This is a genomic window from Pseudomonas guariconensis (assembly GCF_024127895.1).
Taxonomy (GTDB): domain Bacteria; phylum Pseudomonadota; class Gammaproteobacteria; order Pseudomonadales; family Pseudomonadaceae; genus Aquipseudomonas; species Aquipseudomonas guariconensis_B.
Map to the genome: position 1 here is coordinate 22,771 of NZ_JAMYBK010000006.1, position 16,384 is coordinate 39,154.

The 16,384-nt window shown below is 65.5% G+C and carries 12 protein-coding genes and 1 pseudogene; 9 read left to right on the plus strand and 4 right to left on the minus strand.

Features of this window, described 5'->3' with window-relative positions:
• Positions 1-14: 14 nt before the first annotated feature.
• From pepP to NJF35_RS09335, 4 genes are read left to right on the plus strand one after another with little or no spacing between them, the layout of a single operon-like run.
• Positions 15-1,349 (plus strand): Xaa-Pro aminopeptidase, encoded by a 1,335-nt coding sequence (pepP, locus tag NJF35_RS09320; protein WP_225787655.1) that lies wholly within the window; start codon positions 15-17, stop codon positions 1,347-1,349.
• Positions 1,346-2,545, plus strand: a complete 1,200-nt coding sequence (gene ubiH / locus NJF35_RS09325; protein WP_253090965.1) for a 2-octaprenyl-6-methoxyphenyl hydroxylase — start codon at positions 1,346-1,348, stop codon at positions 2,543-2,545. The genes pepP and ubiH overlap by 4 nt, the downstream gene beginning before the upstream one ends.
• Positions 2,542-3,024, plus strand: a complete 483-nt coding sequence (locus NJF35_RS09330; RefSeq protein WP_225787653.1) for a DUF4442 domain-containing protein — start codon at positions 2,542-2,544, stop codon at positions 3,022-3,024. The genes ubiH and NJF35_RS09330 overlap by 4 nt, the downstream gene beginning before the upstream one ends.
• 9 nt (positions 3,025-3,033) lie before the next feature.
• Positions 3,034-4,251, plus strand: a complete 1,218-nt coding sequence (locus NJF35_RS09335) for a 2-octaprenyl-3-methyl-6-methoxy-1,4-benzoquinol hydroxylase (RefSeq protein ID WP_225787652.1) — start codon at positions 3,034-3,036, stop codon at positions 4,249-4,251.
• Between the two features lie 443 nt (positions 4,252-4,694).
• Here NJF35_RS09335 and NJF35_RS09340 read toward each other — a convergent pair whose 3' ends face one another.
• On the minus strand, positions 4,695-5,093 hold the full coding sequence (locus NJF35_RS09340) for a hypothetical protein (protein ID WP_225787651.1): 399 nt from the start codon (positions 5,091-5,093) through the stop codon (positions 4,695-4,697).
• A pseudogene (locus tag NJF35_RS09345) lies at positions 5,086-6,481 on the minus strand (PAAR domain-containing protein). The gene NJF35_RS09340 and the pseudogene NJF35_RS09345 overlap by 8 nt, the downstream one beginning before the upstream one ends.
• A 273-nt stretch (positions 6,482-6,754) precedes the next feature.
• Here NJF35_RS09345 and NJF35_RS09350 point away from each other — a divergent pair.
• From NJF35_RS09350 to gcvP, 5 genes are all read left to right on the plus strand, one after another.
• Positions 6,755-7,756, plus strand: coding sequence for an extracellular solute-binding protein (locus tag NJF35_RS09350; protein WP_253090966.1), 1,002 nt, complete (start codon positions 6,755-6,757; stop codon positions 7,754-7,756).
• 184 nt (positions 7,757-7,940) lie between these two features.
• The gene (locus NJF35_RS09355; RefSeq protein WP_225787649.1) at positions 7,941-9,563 is read left to right on the plus strand and encodes an ABC transporter permease; all 1,623 of its coding nucleotides are present in this window, start codon (positions 7,941-7,943) and stop codon (positions 9,561-9,563) included.
• 124 nt (positions 9,564-9,687) lie between these two features.
• The gene (gene gcvT / locus NJF35_RS09360) at positions 9,688-10,770 is read left to right on the plus strand and encodes a glycine cleavage system aminomethyltransferase GcvT (protein ID WP_225787648.1); all 1,083 of its coding nucleotides are present in this window, start codon (positions 9,688-9,690) and stop codon (positions 10,768-10,770) included.
• Positions 10,771-10,817: 47 nt separating this feature from the next.
• On the plus strand, positions 10,818-11,201 hold the full coding sequence (gene gcvH / locus NJF35_RS09365) for a glycine cleavage system protein GcvH (protein ID WP_225787647.1): 384 nt from the start codon (positions 10,818-10,820) through the stop codon (positions 11,199-11,201).
• A gap of 77 nt (positions 11,202-11,278) precedes the next feature.
• Positions 11,279-14,152 (plus strand): aminomethyl-transferring glycine dehydrogenase, encoded by a 2,874-nt coding sequence (gcvP, locus tag NJF35_RS09370; protein ID WP_253090967.1) that lies wholly within the window; start codon positions 11,279-11,281, stop codon positions 14,150-14,152.
• A gap of 84 nt (positions 14,153-14,236) precedes the next feature.
• On the opposite strand, the gene NJF35_RS09375 is transcribed toward gcvP, so the two are convergent.
• Positions 14,237-14,551 carry a DUF2388 domain-containing protein gene (locus NJF35_RS09375; protein WP_225787645.1) on the minus strand — a complete coding sequence of 105 codons (315 nt, stop codon included), beginning with the start codon at positions 14,549-14,551 and terminating at the stop codon, positions 14,237-14,239.
• 89 nt (positions 14,552-14,640) lie between these two features.
• Positions 14,641-16,320 (minus strand): GspE/PulE family protein, encoded by a 1,680-nt coding sequence (locus NJF35_RS09380; RefSeq protein ID WP_225787644.1) that lies wholly within the window; start codon positions 16,318-16,320, stop codon positions 14,641-14,643.
• Positions 16,321-16,384 lie beyond the last annotated feature (64 nt).

Genomic DNA, 16,384 nt, shown 5'->3' on the forward strand with positions numbered 1-16,384 from the left:
GGGTAGTCCTGCCCATGAGCCACATCCCGAAGGCCGAGTATGCCCGTCGGCGCAAGGCGCTGATGGCGCAGATGGTCCCCAACAGCATCGCCATCCTGCCGGCCGCTGCAGTCGCCATCCGCAACCGCGACGTCGAGCACGTGTACCGCCAGGACAGCGATTTCCAGTACCTCAGCGGTTTTCCCGAGCCCGAGGCGGTGATCGCCCTGATCCCGGGCCGTGAACACGGCGAGTACGTGCTGTTCTGCCGCGAGCGCAACCCCGAGCGTGAGCTGTGGGACGGCCTGCGGGCCGGCCAGGAGGGCGCGGTGCGCGACTACGGCGCCGACGATGCCTTCCCGATCACCGATATCGACGAGATCCTGCCGGGCCTGATCGAGGGACGCGACCGGGTCTATACGGCCATGGGCAGCAACCCCGAGTTCGACCGCCGGCTCATGGAGTGGATCAATGTGATCCGCTCCAAGGCGCGCCTCGGTGCCCAGCCGCCGAACGAATACGTTGCCCTGGATCATCTGCTGCACGACATGCGCCTGTATAAATCGGCAGCGGAAGTGAAGGTGATGCGCACCGCTGCGGCGATTTCCGCGCAGGCCCATGTGCGGGCCATGCAGGCCTGCCGCGCGGGGCTGCACGAATACAGCCTGGAAGCCGAGCTGGACTACGTGTTCCGCAAGGGCGGGGCGAAGATGCCGGCCTATGGTTCGATCGTCGCCGCCGGGCGTAACGCCTGCATCCTGCATTACCAGCAGAACGACGCCCCGCTCAAGGACGGCGACCTGGTACTGATCGATGCCGGCTGCGAGATCGACTGCTACGCCAGCGACATCACCCGCACCTTCCCGGTCAGTGGGCGCTTCTCGCCGGAGCAGAAGGCCATCTATGAGCTGGTGCTCAAGGCCCAGGAGGCCGCGTTCGCCGAGATCGCGCCAGGCAAGCACTGGAACCACGCCCACGAGGCGACCGTGCGGGTCATCACCGAGGGCCTTGTGGCGCTGGGGTTGCTCAAGGGCGAGGTGCAGGCGCTGATCGACAGCGAGGCCTACCGCGCCTTCTACATGCACCGCGCCGGGCACTGGCTGGGCATGGATGTGCATGACGTGGGCGACTACAAAGTCGGCGGCCAGTGGCGAGTGCTCGAGCCGGGCATGGCGCTGACCGTCGAGCCGGGCATCTACATTGCCCCCGACAACCAGAACGTCGCGAAGAAATGGCGCGGCATCGGCGTAAGGATCGAGGACGACGTGGTAGTGACCAGGCAAGGCTGTGAAATTCTGACCACGGGCGTCCCCAAGACCGTCGCCGAGATCGAGGCGCTGATGGCTGACGCACGCAGGGACGTGGCATGAGCCGGGTCAACCTGGCGATCATCGGCGGTGGCCTGGTCGGTGCCAGCCTGGCCCTGGCCCTGCAGGCCGGGGCCAAGGCCCGGGGCTGGAAACTCCTGCTGATCGAACCCTTCGCCCCCGGCCACAGTTTCCAACCCAGCTACGACGCGCGCTCTTCGGCGCTGTCGTTCGGCACCCAGCAGATCTACCAGCAGCTCGGCCTGTGGCCGGTCATCAGCCAGCGTGCCGAGCCGATCAGCCAGATCCAGGTGTCCGACCGTGGCCGCTTCGGCGCTACCCGACTGGATGCCCGCGAAGAAGGCGTGCCGGCGCTTGGCTACGTGGTGGAGAACGCCTGGCTCGGCCAGTGCCTGTGGCAGGCCCTGGACACCGAGGTGGTCAGCTGGCGCTGCCCCGCCGAGGTCAAGGCCATGCAGGCCATCGCCGGCGGCTACCGCCTGCAACTGGACGACGACACTCACCTGGAGTGCGACCTTGCAGTGTTGGCCGACGGTGGTCGCTCCGGCTTGCGCGAGCAACTGGGTATCCATGTGCGCCGCATCCCCTACGACCAGAGTGCGTTGATCGCCAACATCACCCCTGGCGAGGCCCATGGTGGCCAGGCGTTCGAGCGCTTCACCGAGCAGGGCCCGATGGCCCTGCTGCCGCTGCCGGAAAACCGTTGCGCGCTGGTCTGGACACGCCAGGGGATGGACGCCCAGCGTCTGGTGGAGACCGATGAACGTCGCTTCCTGCGTGAGCTGCAGGACGCCTTCGGTTACCGCCTGGGCGCCCTGCGCCAGGTCGGCGTGCGCCACCTGTACCCGTTGGCGCTGGTCGAGGCCGAAGAGCAGGTGCGCCCTCACCTGGTGGTGTTGGGCAACGCTGCCCACAGTCTGCACCCGATCGCCGGGCAGGGCTTCAACCTGTCCCTGCGCGACGTGCAGTCCCTGGCCGATGCCCTGCTGGATGGCCCTGCGCTGCCAGGTGACCTGGCCACCCTGCAGGCCTATCACCAGCGCCAGCGCCTGGACCAGGCCCTGACCATCGGCTTCTCCGACCAGGTCACTCGCCTGTTCGGCAGCAGCCAACCGTTGCTGGCGGCCGGGCGCAACATCGGCCTGCTCGGCCTCGACCTGCTGCCGCCGGCGAAAAGCTGGTTCGCCCGTCAGGCCATGGGCCTGGGCACCCGTCCAGACCTGCGGGGCAGGGCATGAGCGATTCGCACAGGCTCGCCCGCAAGGCTCGCATGCTGCGGTGGCTGCTCAACCTCTACCCGCCCTACCTGGGTGCCGGCATCCGTGTGCAGCACATCAGCCCGGACATGCGCAGCATCAAGGTGCGCATGAACCTGACCCGCTGGAACCGCAACTACGTCGGTACCCAGTTCGGCGGCAGCCTGTACTCGATGGTCGATCCGTTCTACATGCTGCTGCTGATCGAGCGCCTGGGGCGCGAATACATCGTCTGGGACAAGGCCGCCAGCATCGATTTCATCACGCCGGGCAAGGGCCCGGTGTTCGCCGAGTTCCACGTCGACGATGCGTTGCTGGAGGAGATCCGCCAGCAGACCGCCAGCGGCAAGAAATACCTGCCCCGTTTGCAGGTCGATATCCGCGACGGCACTGGCGAGCTGGTGGCGCGGGTCGATAAAACCCTTTACGTGCGGCTCAAGCCGCAAGCGAGGCACGCCTAAGGCATGGAAATGCGCGCAGATCTGTTGATTGTCGGTGCCGGTATGGTCGGCAGCGCCCTGGCCCTGGCGTTGCGCCATAGCGGCCTGGAGATTCTCCTGCTCGACGGCAGCCCGCTGTCGGTCAGGCCCTTCGACGCCGAGGCGCCGTTCGAACCGCGGGTCAGCGCCCTGTCGGCGGCCAGCCAGCGCATCCTCGAGCGTCTGGGCGCCTGGGAAGGCATTGCCGGGCGACGCGCTTCGCCCTATACGGACATGCGGGTGTGGGACGGCAGTGGCACCGGTCAGATCCATTTCTCGGCGGGTAGCGTGCATGCTCCGGTGCTGGGCCATATCGTCGAGAACCGGGTGGTGCAGGATGGCCTGTTGGAGCGCCTGCACGACAGCGACGTCGGCCTGTTGCCCAACGCCCGCCTGGAGCAGATGCGCCGCTCCGGCGACGAGTGGCTGCTGACCCTGGCCGACGGCCGGCGCCTGCGCTCGACGCTGGTGGTGGCTGCCGATGGCGCCAACTCCGCGGTGCGCCGCCTGGCCGGTTGCCAGACACGCGAATGGGATTACCTGCACCACGCCATCGTCACCAGCGTGCGCTGCAGTGAGGCGCACCGGGCCACAGCCTGGCAGCGCTTCACCGACGAGGGGCCGCTGGCGTTCCTGCCGCTGGCCCGTGATGGCGGGCAGGCGTGGTGCTCGATCGTCTGGTCGACCACTCCGGAGCAGGCCGAGCAGCTCATGGCACTGGATGACCAGGCCTTCTGCCAGGCCCTGGAACGGGCCTTCGAAGGCCGCCTGGGCCAGGTCCTGCAGGCCGACCCTCGACTGTGCGTGCCATTGCGCCAGCGACACGCCAAGCGCTATGTCGACGAGGGCCTGGCGCTGATCGGCGATGCGGCCCATACCATCCATCCGCTGGCCGGGCAGGGCGTCAACCTGGGGTTCCTCGATGCCGCGGTGCTGGCCGAGGAGCTGGAGCACGCCTGCGAGCGTGGCGAACGCCTGGCCGATGTGAAGGTGCTGAGCCGTTTCGAGCGCCGTCGCATGCCACACAACTTGGCGCTGATGGCGGCGATGGAAGGGTTCGAACGGCTGTTCCAGGCCAACCCACTGCCATTGCGCTGGTTGCGCAACAGCGGGCTGAAGTTGGTCGAGCAGATGCCAGAGGCCAAGGCGCTGTTCGTGCGCCAGGCGCTGGGGCTGTCGGGCGACTTGCCGGAGCTGGCGAAAGCCTGAGGCCATTCTCGGGCACGCCCCAATGGCCGTCAGTCAAGCGGTGCTATGTCGTCTTGGGGCTGCTTTGCAGCCCATCGCCGGCAAGCCGGCTCCCACAGGGTCCGAGTCGATCACGAATGATGCCGGCTGCACGGCCATGTGGGACTGGCTTGCCGGCGAAGCGGCCCCAAATGGCGGCTCTTGTCCGCGAACAGATCCATTCTGGAGCATGGGTGTATGACAGGGGCTTTGGGATGCCGTTCAAGAGGCGGGAGCCGTGAAGTGGAACACAACATAGAAGAGCGCGCACAAGGCTAGGCCTGTATACATCAGCAGGCGCCCTGCGTGAGCGCGAAGTTTCAAGGGCTGAGGGAAAACGTCCAAGTCCTCAGCGAATGAACATCCTCAAGCGTGATATGGAAACACGGGACGGAGATAGGACTCCGTATCCATAAGCTTGAGCGTCATGCCTTGCTCAGCTTCACCAATATAAAGCTGGTCACCATCCAAGCTGATCCAGCCACGGTTAGCCACGAAGAGATCAACAATTTTCTCTTTAGCTTTGCGGGAAAGTGGCGCAGCTCATCAGCATCCAACAGCCCTTTTCGTATATGAAGGCCTGCGAACAAGAGCAGACCGCAAACACAACAAACGAGCATCCAGCGGGACCTGACACTGGATGTACCCCAAGATCGTTTTTGCTGTTCAAGCCATGGACTACTCTTAATGACTCCAAGCATGATGTGAAACTCATGAGTGCATGCGACTTGGAGTTTGATAGCGACACCAAGCAAACCTGTGGCGAGGGGGCCTATAAGGAAAACAAGCTGCACCGGGAGCGGCCAGCCGTTAAAGTCAATCATGACTGAACTCATAGATCCATTCACCGGCCAACTCGCCAAGCTCATTCCCAATCAGTCCTCCGGCCAATGAACCACCGCCGACCAGTACGATGCCGCATACCGGAGCTCCGAAGCCGCTAGTTGCAACTGAGAACACGCCACATAGGCCGGCAGTGGCCAGTACGCCAAGCTCAGCGCCGAGTGCCCCACCCCCGAGTCCTCCAGTGAAGTTACCTGCCTCGGTCAGTCGAATCCGCTTACACTCTTCCGTTTCCCCTGCACGACAGACGTCTTGCACTTTCAAATATGAAGCGGTGCCGCCCAATCCAATGGCTATATTGCCGCCGTACTTGAGGTACTTCGCGGCTCTGGAAACTTCGTCCAGATGTGTCGCATAACCCGGTATCTGCCCCGGCCCGCCCGCCTTCGACCAGTGATGGACCAGGCTCTTGGTAGAAATGCCCAACTCCCGCCGGAGCCTCTCGTAACTTCCCAGTTTCAATTGCTTGTTGAGGAAAGCCGCCTTCAACTGGCCATCCAACTGCTTTAGCAAGCGCTGGCGAGCCGCGAAGAACTCGTTGCTGCGAAGGTGACCATGCTGGGCGAATTGCTGCTGGTGCAGCCGTTCGATGCTCACTAGCGTCTCCCTGACCTGAGCCAGTCCATGCGACAGCATGTCCTTGCCTACGCCCATGGACTGACTGGCACCGTTGAGCAAACCGGCGATTTCAGGCTGATGCCGCATCATGAAATCAGCTTCATCGAGCTCCAGTATTGCCAGCTTTTCCCGCGCCCGCTCTGCGGCGTCCATCAACTGGGCTTCCTCACGGGTGCAGGCATCACCCTTGTCCGGGTCGCCGATGACGAAGATCTCTCCCGCCTTGAACCCCTCCTCGAACGTGGGGTTGAGCATTTGCAGCCGAGAGATCGGCAAGGTGTTGTCATGCTCGGCCAGCTCAAGCAGCACCTGGGAAAAGGACATGTTGCGCGGCACGATGTAGAAACCGGGCTCGAGGGTGCCGGGCAGCGCGCTGGCGTAATGCCGCGAAGCGCCGTCGAGCGCAGGGTTCCAGGCTTGGGCAGGGGGCGTACTGGCTCGCGCCGTGGCCTGCTGCGAGGCCTGCGGAGACGGCGGCGGGCTGAAGAGCGGCGCCACCACACGGTTGCTCCCGCTAGGGCACCCGCAGGCCACCAATGCCCCGTCCATCACCACGGGTCGGCCATCGGAAATGAAGAAGGGGTACCCGGCCAACCTCGCCACACAACGGACAGGGTGTCGTGGCGTCGCCCTCTCGAAGGACCATGCGTCCGCCGGAGAAATAACCCGCGCCCGTACCGATACAGGTTGCGCCCGTGGTGGTGAGGTCGCCATCGACCGCCTGCCCTTTGCCATCCAGACTCACACGCATGTGCCAGCTCCTTGTGCTTGGTCAAGCCAAGGAACCTAGCAGCTCAGGCTGGGGCTTTTTCCCTGCATGCGGCGCAATAGACGCTTCCTACAAGCAATGCAGAAATTTCCGTCATGCTGTCGCACTGAGTAAAAAGAGCTGGCCTCGACGCCTCTCCGATCTCGTTTCGCCTGTCATGGGTGGGCTGCAACATTCAGTAACCTCTATGCGGGTGAGAGGAAAAATGGGATTCACTACCATTCGTACCTATAAACCCATCGAGGAGTGCCTTCCATGTTGCCCCGCAAGCCCCTACTGGCCGCCCTGGCCCTGACCCTGTTCGGCGGCACCGCTCAGGCGGCGGACGAAGTGGTGGTGTACTCCTCGCGCATCGACGAGCTGATCAAGCCGGTGTTCGACGCCTACACCGCCGAAACCGGCGTGAAGATCAAGTTCATCACCGACAAGGAAGCCCCGTTGATGCAGCGCATCAAGGCCGAGGGCGAGAACGGCGTCGCCGACCTGCTGCTCACCGTGGATGCCGGCAACCTCTGGCAGGCCGAGCAGATGGGTATCCTGCAGCCGATCAAGTCGGACGTCATCGACCAGAACATCCCCTCCCAATACCGTGCCTCGTCCCATGACTGGACGGGCCTGAGCCTGCGTGCGCGGACCATCGTCTACTCCACCGAGCGGGTCAAGCCCGAGGAGCTGAGCACCTACGAGGCCCTGGCCGACAAGCAGTGGGAAGGCCGCCTGTGCCTGCGTACCGCGAAGAAGGTCTACAACCAGTCGCTGACCGCCACCCTGATCGAGAACCACGGCGAGGCCAAGACCGAAGAGATCATCAAGGGCTGGGTCAACAACCTCTCCACCGACGTGTTCTCCGACGACACCGCCGTGCTCCAGGCCATTGAGGCCGGCCAGTGCGACGTGGGCATCGTCAACACCTACTACTACGGCCGCCTGCACAAGGAGAAACCCAGCCTGCCGGTCAAGCTGTTCTGGCCCAACCAGGCTGACCGCGGCGTGCACGTGAACCTGTCGGGCATCGGCCTGACCAAGCACGCACCGCATCCGGAGGCCGCGAAGAAGCTGGTCGAGTGGATGACCGGCGAGCGCGCGCAGAAGCTGTTCGCTGACGTCAACCAGGAGTTCCCGGCCAATCCGAAGGTCAAGCCTTCCGATGAAGTCGCCGCCTGGGGCAGCTTCAAGGCCGACAGCATTCCGGTCGAAGTGGCTGGCAAGCGCCAGGCCGAGGCGATTCGCCTGATGGATCGGGCTGGCTGGAACTAAGCGGCAGGCCTTATCCTTTGGGGCCATTCAGGCCCTGATTCGCGGCGGTTCGGCGCCCCGACAAGCCCGCTCCCACATGGCCGGGTACATCACATTGTGTGATCGACTCGGCCCCTATTGGGCGCGGGCTTGCCGGGGCGCCGAACCGCCGCGATGCGGTCGCCACGTCACCGAGATTTCAGCTTTGTCCCACGCCCCCCAACGCCGTTGGTACCTTCCGGTCTTCCTCATCGCCGCCCTGGTACTCCTGCCCCTGAGCGTCCTTGTGCTCTCGTGGCAATCGATCGACACGCAGATCTGGTCGCACCTGCTCGACACCCAGATGACCCGGCTGCTGAACAACACCCTCACCCTGGTGCTTGGCGTGGGCATCGGCGTGACCTTGCTGGGCGTGAGCCTGGCCTGGCTCACCAGCCTCTGCGAGTTCCCTGGACGGCGCTGGCTGGACTGGGCACTCATGCTGCCCTTCGCCATCCCGGCCTATGTGCTGGCGTTCGTTTTCGTCGGCCTGCTCGACTTCGCCGGCCCCGTGCAGACGGCGCTGCGCGAGGTATTCGGGCCCATGCGGCTACCGCGGGTACGCTCCACCGGTGGCGTGATCATCGTTCTGGTGCTGGTGTTCTATCCCTATGTCTACCTGCTGGCGCGGACCGCCTTCCTGGCCCAGGGCAAGGGCCTGATGGAAGCGGCGCGGGTCCTGGGCCTGTCGCCGCTGCAGGCGTTCTGGCGGGTGGCCTTGCCGATGGCGCGTCCGGCCATCGGAGCCGGCATCGCCCTGGCGCTGATGGAGACCCTGGCGGATTTCGGCGCCGTGGCCGTGTTCAACTTCGATACCTTCACCACGGCCATCTACAAGACCTGGTACGGCTTCTTCAGCCTGTCCAGCGCTGCCCAGCTGGCCAGCCTGCTGCTACTGGCCGTGATGCTGGTGCTGTATGGCGAGCGCCGTGCCCGTGGTGCGACCCGAATCGGCAACGAGCGGCCCCGGGGCCAGGCGCTCTATCACCTGCGTGGCTTCAAGGCGTTGGCGGCCAGTGGCTGGTGCCTGCTGGTATTCGCCTGCGCCTTCGTCATCCCGCTGCTGCAACTGCTGGCGTGGTTCTGGCAGCGCGGCCGGCACGACTTCGACGAGCGTTACGTCGGGCTGGTCCTGCACACCCTGTACCTGGGCGCCATGGCGGCTCTGATCACCGTCTGCGTGGCCCTGCTGCTGGCTTTCGCCCGGCGCCAGGCGCCGACCGGTGGCGTGCGGGCCGGTGTCGGCCTGGCCAACCTGGGCTATGCCTTGCCCGGCTCGGTACTGGCGGTGTCGATCATGTTGGCCTTCAGTTACCTCGACAACCAACTGGTGGTGCCCCTCTCCAAGTGGCTCGGTGGTGCCGGCAAGCCACTGCTGCTGGGAGGCCTCTCGGCGTTGCTGCTGGCCTACCTGGTGCGTTTCATCGCCGTGGCCTACGGCCCGCTGGAAAGCAGCCTCGAGCGTATCCGTCCCTCGCTGCCGGAGGCATCGCGCAGCCTTGGCGTCGGCGGGGCGAGATTGTTTTTCAAGGTGTATCTACCGCTGCTGGTGCCCGGTGCGCTGAGCGCCGCCTTGCTGGTGTTCGTCGACGTGCTCAAGGAAATGCCGGCGACCTTGCTGATGCGTCCGTTCGGTTGGGACACGCTGGCAGTCCGGGTCTTCGAGATGACCAGCGAAGGCGAGTGGGCACGGGCTTCGTTGCCAGCGCTGACCCTGGTGCTGGTCGGCCTGTTGCCGGTCATCGGCTTGATCCGCCGCTCGGCCCGGCGCCCGGGGCACCCTCGCTGAGGGTGCCAGGCTTCGCCCTTGCAGCTACAATGCGCGGCATTCGCTGCAGCGGGCCTTACAAGATCGGATGACGGACAGACGTCGCCCCCCACCGCTGCTTCGCCACGCCCGGAAGGAGAAACCCATGGGACAGCGTACGCCTCTGTATGACCTGCACCTGGCGCTTGGCGCCAAGATGGTCGATTTTGGCGGTTGGGACATGCCCCTGCACTATGGTTCGCAGGTCGAGGAGCACCACCAGGTGCGCAGCGACTGCGGCGTCTTCGATGTCTCCCACATGACGGTGATCGACGTCGATGGCGTTGCCGCCACCCCTTGGCTGCAGCACCTGCTGGCCAACGACGTAGCGCGCCTGGACGGCCCCGGCAAGGCATTGTACAGCCCGCTGCTCAACGCGCAGGGTGGCGTCATCGACGACCTGATCGCCTACCGTACCGAAAGCGGCTACCGGCTGGTGGCCAACGCCGCCACCCGCGACAAGGTCCTGGCCTGGCTGCAGGCGCAGAGCGCCGGCTTCGCGGTCGGGTTCGTGGAGCGGCCGGAGCTGGCCATCCTGGCTATCCAAGGCCCCCATGCGCGGGAAAAGGTCGCCGACCTGCTCAGTGCCGCGCGCGCCGCGCTGATCCGCGAGCTGCGCCCGTTCGAGGGCGTCGCCGAGGGCGACTGGTTCATCGCCCGCACCGGCTACACCGGCGAGGACGGCCTGGAAATCATCTTCCCCGGCCAGCAGGCGCCGGCCTTCTTCAACGACCTGGTCGGCGCCGGCATCGCGCCGAGCGGCCTGGGCGCCCGCGACACCCTGCGCCTGGAAGCCGGCATGAACCTCTACGGCCAGGACATCGACGAAAACCATACTCCGCTGACGTCCAACCTGGGCTGGAGCGTCGCCTGGGAGCCGGCCGGGCGCGACTTCATCGGCCGTACCGGGCTGCTGGCGGAAATCGAGCACGGCGTGCAGGAGAAACTGGTTGGCCTGGTGCTCGAGGAGCGCGGCGTGCTGCGTGCCCACCAGGTGGTGCGGGTGGCCGGGATTGGCGAAGGGGAGATCACCAGTGGTAGTTTCTCGCCTACGCTGAGCAAGTCCATCGCCCTGGCGCGCGTGCCCATGGCCACCGGCGATCGCGCCGAGGTGGAGATCCGCGGCAAGTGGTACCCGGTGCGGGTGGTCAAGCCGACCTTCGTGCGCCACGGCAAGATCCTGATCTGAACAATTACCGGCGGGCCGACCGCTGAGCCAATCGAGGAATACAAGACATGAGCAATATCCCCGCCGAACTGCGTTTTGCCGAAAGCCACGAGTGGGCGCGCCTGGAAAGCGATGGCAGCGTGACCGTAGGTATCAGCGACCATGCCCAGGAAGCCCTGGGTGACGTGGTCTTCGTCGAGCTGGCGGAAGTGGGCAAGGTGTTCGCCGCAGGCGACGCCGCGGGCGTCGTCGAATCGGTCAAGGCCGCGTCGGACATCTACGCGCCGGTGGGGGGCGAAGTCATCGCCGTGAACGAAGCGCTGGCGGACAGCCCCGAAGAGCTGAACAACGACCCTTACGGTGCCTGGATCTTCAAGCTCAAGCCAAGCAATCCTGCTGAACTTGACAGCCTGCTGGACGCCGCCGGTTATAAAGCCGCCATAGGCGAGTAAGTTTTCCCACGGTATTGGCGATCCCTTCCTAGACTTATAAGTCTCCATGAGACCTGGTCTAGGAAGAGAGCGTCGCCATGTCCCAGTCGCCATCCCTGAGTCAACTGCAAGAGCTCAACCCCTTCCTGCATCGTCACCTGGGGCCTGACGCCTCGGAGCAGAAGGCCATGCTCGACGCCCTCGGCGTCGCCAGCCGCAGCGAACTGATCGAGCAGACCGTCCCGCCAGGCATTCGCTTCGATCGCCCTCTCGACCTGCCGCCCGCCCTGGATGAACAGGCAGCACTGGCCAGGCTGGCCGAGTACGCCGGGCAGAACCAGGTCTGGACCAGCCTGATCGGCATGGGCTACCACGGTACCGTCACGCCGACCGTCATCCTGCGCAACGTGCTGGAGAACCCAGGCTGGTACACCGCCTATACGCCCTACCAGCCGGAGATCGCCCAAGGGCGTCTGGAGGCGCTGCTGAACTTCCAGCAAATGGTCATCGACCTCACCGGCCTGCCCCTGGCCAACGCTTCGCTGCTCGACGAGGCGACGGCCGCCGCTGAGGCCATGGCCCTGGCCCGGCGCGTGGCCAAGAGCAAGAGCAACGCATTCTTCGCCGACGAGCACTGCCATCCGCAGACGCTCTCGGTGCTGCGCACCCGCGCCGAGGGTTTCGGCTTCGAACTGATCGTCGACTCCGTGGATAACCTGGGCCAGCACTCGGTGTTCGGCGCCTTGCTGCAATACCCCGACACCCATGGCGAGGTGCGCGACTTGCGGCCTCTGATCGACCAGTTGCACGGCCAACACGCCCTGGCCTGTGTCGCCGCGGATATCCTCAGCCTGGTGGTGCTCACGCCGCCAGGCGAACAGGGTGCCGACGTGGTGCTCGGCTCGACCCAGCGCTTCGGCGTGCCCATGGGCTACGGTGGCCCTCACGCGGCCTATTTCGCCTGTCGCGACGAGTTCAAGCGGGCCATGCCAGGGCGCATCATCGGCGTGTCCCGCGATGCCCGTGGCAATACCGCCCTGCGCATGGCCCTGCAGACCCGCGAGCAGCATATCCGCCGTGAGAAGGCCAACTCGAACATCTGCACCGCCCAGGTGCTGCTGGCCAACATCGCTGGTTTCTACGCGGTCTACCACGGCCCCGAGGGGCTGCGACGGATCGCCCAGCGGGTGCACCGGCTGACCTTCATCCTCGCCGCCGGGCTGGAGGCAAAGGGCATCAAGCGGCTGAATGCGCACTTCTTCGACACGCTGACCCTCGACGTGGGCGGCACCCAGGCGGCCATCATCGAGAGCGCCGAGGCTGCGCACATCAACCTGCGCATCCTCGGCCGTGGCCACCTGGGCGTCAGCCTCGACGAGACCTGCACGGAAAAAACGGTGCTACGCCTGTTCGACATCTTCCTCGGCGTCGACCACGACCTGGACATCGCCGAGCTGGACCACAAGGCCCTGCCCGAAGGCATTCCCGCAGCTCTGGTGCGCCGCACACCTTTGCTCGAGCACCCGGTGTTCAACCTGCACCACAGCGAAACCGAGATGCTGCGTTACCTCAAGCAACTGGAGAACAAGGACCTGGCGCTGAACCAGTCGATGATCCCGCTGGGTTCCTGCACCATGAAACTCAACGCCACCAGCGAGATGATTCCCATCACCTGGCCGCAGTTCGCCCAGTTGCACCCCTTCGTGCCAGAGGCCCAGGCCCAGGGTTACAAGGCGATGATCGACGAGCTGGAACGCTGGTTATGCGCCATCACCGGTTTCGATGCCATCTGCATGCAGCCGAACTCCGGTGCCCAGGGTGAATACGCCGGGTTGATGGCGATCACCCGCTATCACCGCAGCCGCCACCAGCCCCAGCGCACCTTGTGCCTGATCCCGTCGTCGGCCCATGGCACCAACCCGGCGTCGGCGCAGATGGCGGGGATGGAGGTGGTGATCGTCGAGTGCGACGACGATGGCAACGTCGATATCGACGATCTCAAGGCCAAGGCCCATGCCGCCGGGGACAGGCTTTCCTGCCTGATGATCACGTATCCGTCGACCCACGGTGTGTACGAGGAAGGTATCCGCGAGATCTGCGAGGTGGTCCACCGGCAGGGGGGACAGGTCTACATGGACGGCGCCAACCTCAATGCCCAGGTCGGCCTGGCGCGGCCGGCGGACATCGGCGCCGACGTCTCGCACATGAACCTGCACAAGACCTTCTGCATCCCCCATGGCGGTGGTGGCCCAGGCATGGGGCCGATCGGCGTGCGCGCCCATCTCCAGCCATTCGTCGCCAGCCACCCGGTGGTACCGGTGCCGGGCCTGGACCCGAACAACAGCGCGGTCAGCGCCGCACCCTGGGGTAGCGCCAGCATCCTGCCGATCAGCTGGATGTACATTGCCATGATGGGGCCGCAACTGGTCGACGCCAGCGAGGTGGCGATCCTCTCGGCCAACTACCTGGCCAGCCAGCTGGGCGGGGCTTTCCCGGTGCTCTATCGTGGGCGCAACCAGCGCGTGGCCCACGAGTGCATCCTCGACCTGCGGCCGTTGAAGGCGCTGACCGGCATCACCGAGGAAGACGTGGCCAAGCGCCTGATGGACTACGGCTTCCATGCGCCGACCATGTCGTTCCCGGTGCCGGGTACCTTGATGGTCGAGCCGACCGAGAGCGAGTCCAAGGCCGAACTGGACCGTTTCGTCGAGGCCATGCTGGCGATCCGCGCCGAGATCGGCGAGGTGCAAGAGGGCAACTGGCCCGCCGAGGACAACCCGCTCAAGCATGCGCCGCATACCCTGGCCGACGTGCTGGCGCCGTGGGAGCGGCCGTACAGCCTGGAGCAGGGCGTTGCGCCCAGCGCTCACGTGCGCCAGCACAAGTACTGGCCGGCGGTGAACCGGGTCGACAATGTGTATGGGGACAGGAACCTGTTCTGTGCGTGCGTGCCGGTGGAGGCGTATCGCTGAGGGAGTGGCTTTGGGGCTGCAAAGCAGCCCCAGGATTACAACGCGCCTACAGGGTGAGCGACCTCGAAGCTCGCCCGAGGAGGTTTATTCGACGACGGCATTCTTGGCCAGGATCGCGTTGGCCAGTTCCATGTCGCTGGCTTGCACACCCGGATTGTCGGCACGCACCTGACGGATCGCCGCCTCCAGGAACGGCCCGCGGATCGCGCCGTCGCTGGCGACGAAGCTGCCGGCGTCGTCCTGGGCGGCAACGATCAGCTTGTGGTCCTTGAACGTCAGGTAAGTCGATGCCGTGGTCGCGCCTGACGAGATGATATTGCGCCAGAAGGTGTCGGCCAGGGCAGAGCCAAAGGGTAACGAGAGCAGGGCAGTGACTGCGATGGCGGTTTTAAGACGCATGATGGTTTCACCTCGGTTGGTGAGGGCTGTGGATGACCGCTTTGAGCGTGTCGCGATGACGTAAGTTCCCTGTATACAAGGGGTTTTCCTCAGGAACAGACCCGTAGCACTTCCGCTGGGCTGGTCAGGCCGCGAGCCACTTTTTCGTCCCCGCAGCGCCGCAGATCGCGCAGTCCCTCGGCCAGGGCCAACTGGCGCAAGGCGGCGAGGTCCGTGCCGGGGCCGATGCTGGCGCGCAGGCGCTCGCCCGGCAGCAGCAGCTCGAACAGGCCGGTGCGGCCGTGATAGCCGGTGCTCCGGCAGGTCCGGCAGGAGGCTGCCCCGTGCTGGGCACTGCCCCGGCAGTCCTGGCATAGGGTGCGTACCAGGCGCTGGGCCATGACGCCGATCAGGGTGGCCTTGATCAGGTAGTCGGCTACGCCAAGCTCCTGCAGGCGGGTCACTGCGCCGCAGGCATCGTTGGTGTGCAGGGTCGAGAGCACCAGGTGCCCGGTGAGGGCGGCCTGGACTGCGACCTGGGCGGTCTCGCGGTCGCGTATCTCGCCGATCATGATGATGTCTGGGTCCTGGCGCAGCAGGGCGCGCACGCCATTGGCGAAGCCCAGGTCCAGCGCAGGCTGGACCTGCAACTGGTTGAAGGCTGGCTCCAGGCGTTCGATGGGGTCTTCGATGGTGCACAGGTTGACCTGCGGCGTGGCCAGTTGCTTGAGGCTGGCATAGAGCGTGCTGGTCTTGCCCGAACCGGTCGGGCCGGTGACCAGGATGATGCCTTGGCGCTGGCGCAGCAGGGCCTGCCAGCGTTGCAGCAGTTCGCCATCCAGGCCCAGGTTGTCGAAGTCTTCGTGCAACTGTTGCGGATCGAACAGGCGCAGCACCAGTTTCTCGCCGAAGGGCGTCGGCAGGGTGGACAGGCGCAGTTCCACTTCGCTTCCACCGGGCAGGCGGCTTTTCAGGCGGCCGTCCTGGGGGCGGCGTTTTTCGGCTACGTCCATGCGCCCCAGGTGCTTCAGGCGGCTGACCAGCGCCAGGATGACCCCGGCGGGGAAGGCGTAGACGGTGTGCAGCAGGCCGTCGATGCGATAGCGCAGGCGGCCCTGCTCGCGGCCGGGTTCGAGGTGGATGTCGCTGGCGCGCTGCTCGATGGCGTACTGCAGGATCCAGTCGACGATGTGCGCGATATGGGCATCGTCGGCGCTGGCTTCGGCCTGGCGCTTGCCAAGCTCCAGCAGTTGCTCCAGCTCCCCCAGGCCAGTGGCCTGGTATTGCGCGCCCTGTACCGAGTGGGCCAGGCGCACGAAGGTCTGGCCCAGTTGGCGGATCTGCACCGGGTTGGCCAGCACGCGACGGATCGGCTTGCCCAGGCTGCGGGCCAGGTCGATTTCCCAGTCGCGCTGGCAGGGTTGTGCGCTGGCCACGGTGACGCCGTGTTCATCGACCGCCACGGCGAGGATGCCATGGCGCTGGGCGAAGGCAGGGGAGATCAGCCCGGCGACCTGCGACAGCTCCAGTTGCAGCGGGTCGAGGCGCAGGTAGGGTTGGCCCACCTTGCCGGCCAGCCACTGGCCCAGGCTGTCCAGGTCCAGGCGCTGGCCGGGCTGCTGGCGATCGTCCAGGGCCAGGCTGGCGAGGGTTTCCAGGGGATGTTCGTCGGGGTGGCTGGCGGCCCGTTCGAGCACGCGCATGACGTCGTTGGCGTCCAGGCGTCGCTCGGCCAGCAGGGCGTCGAGCAGGCGATTAAGGTCCAGGGCATGGTGTTGGTCGGTATACATGGCGGCGTCCGTGCCAGGTGTAGGTGTCCTGGGGAAGGCTAGCCGGGGGGAAGCAGATGCGCGC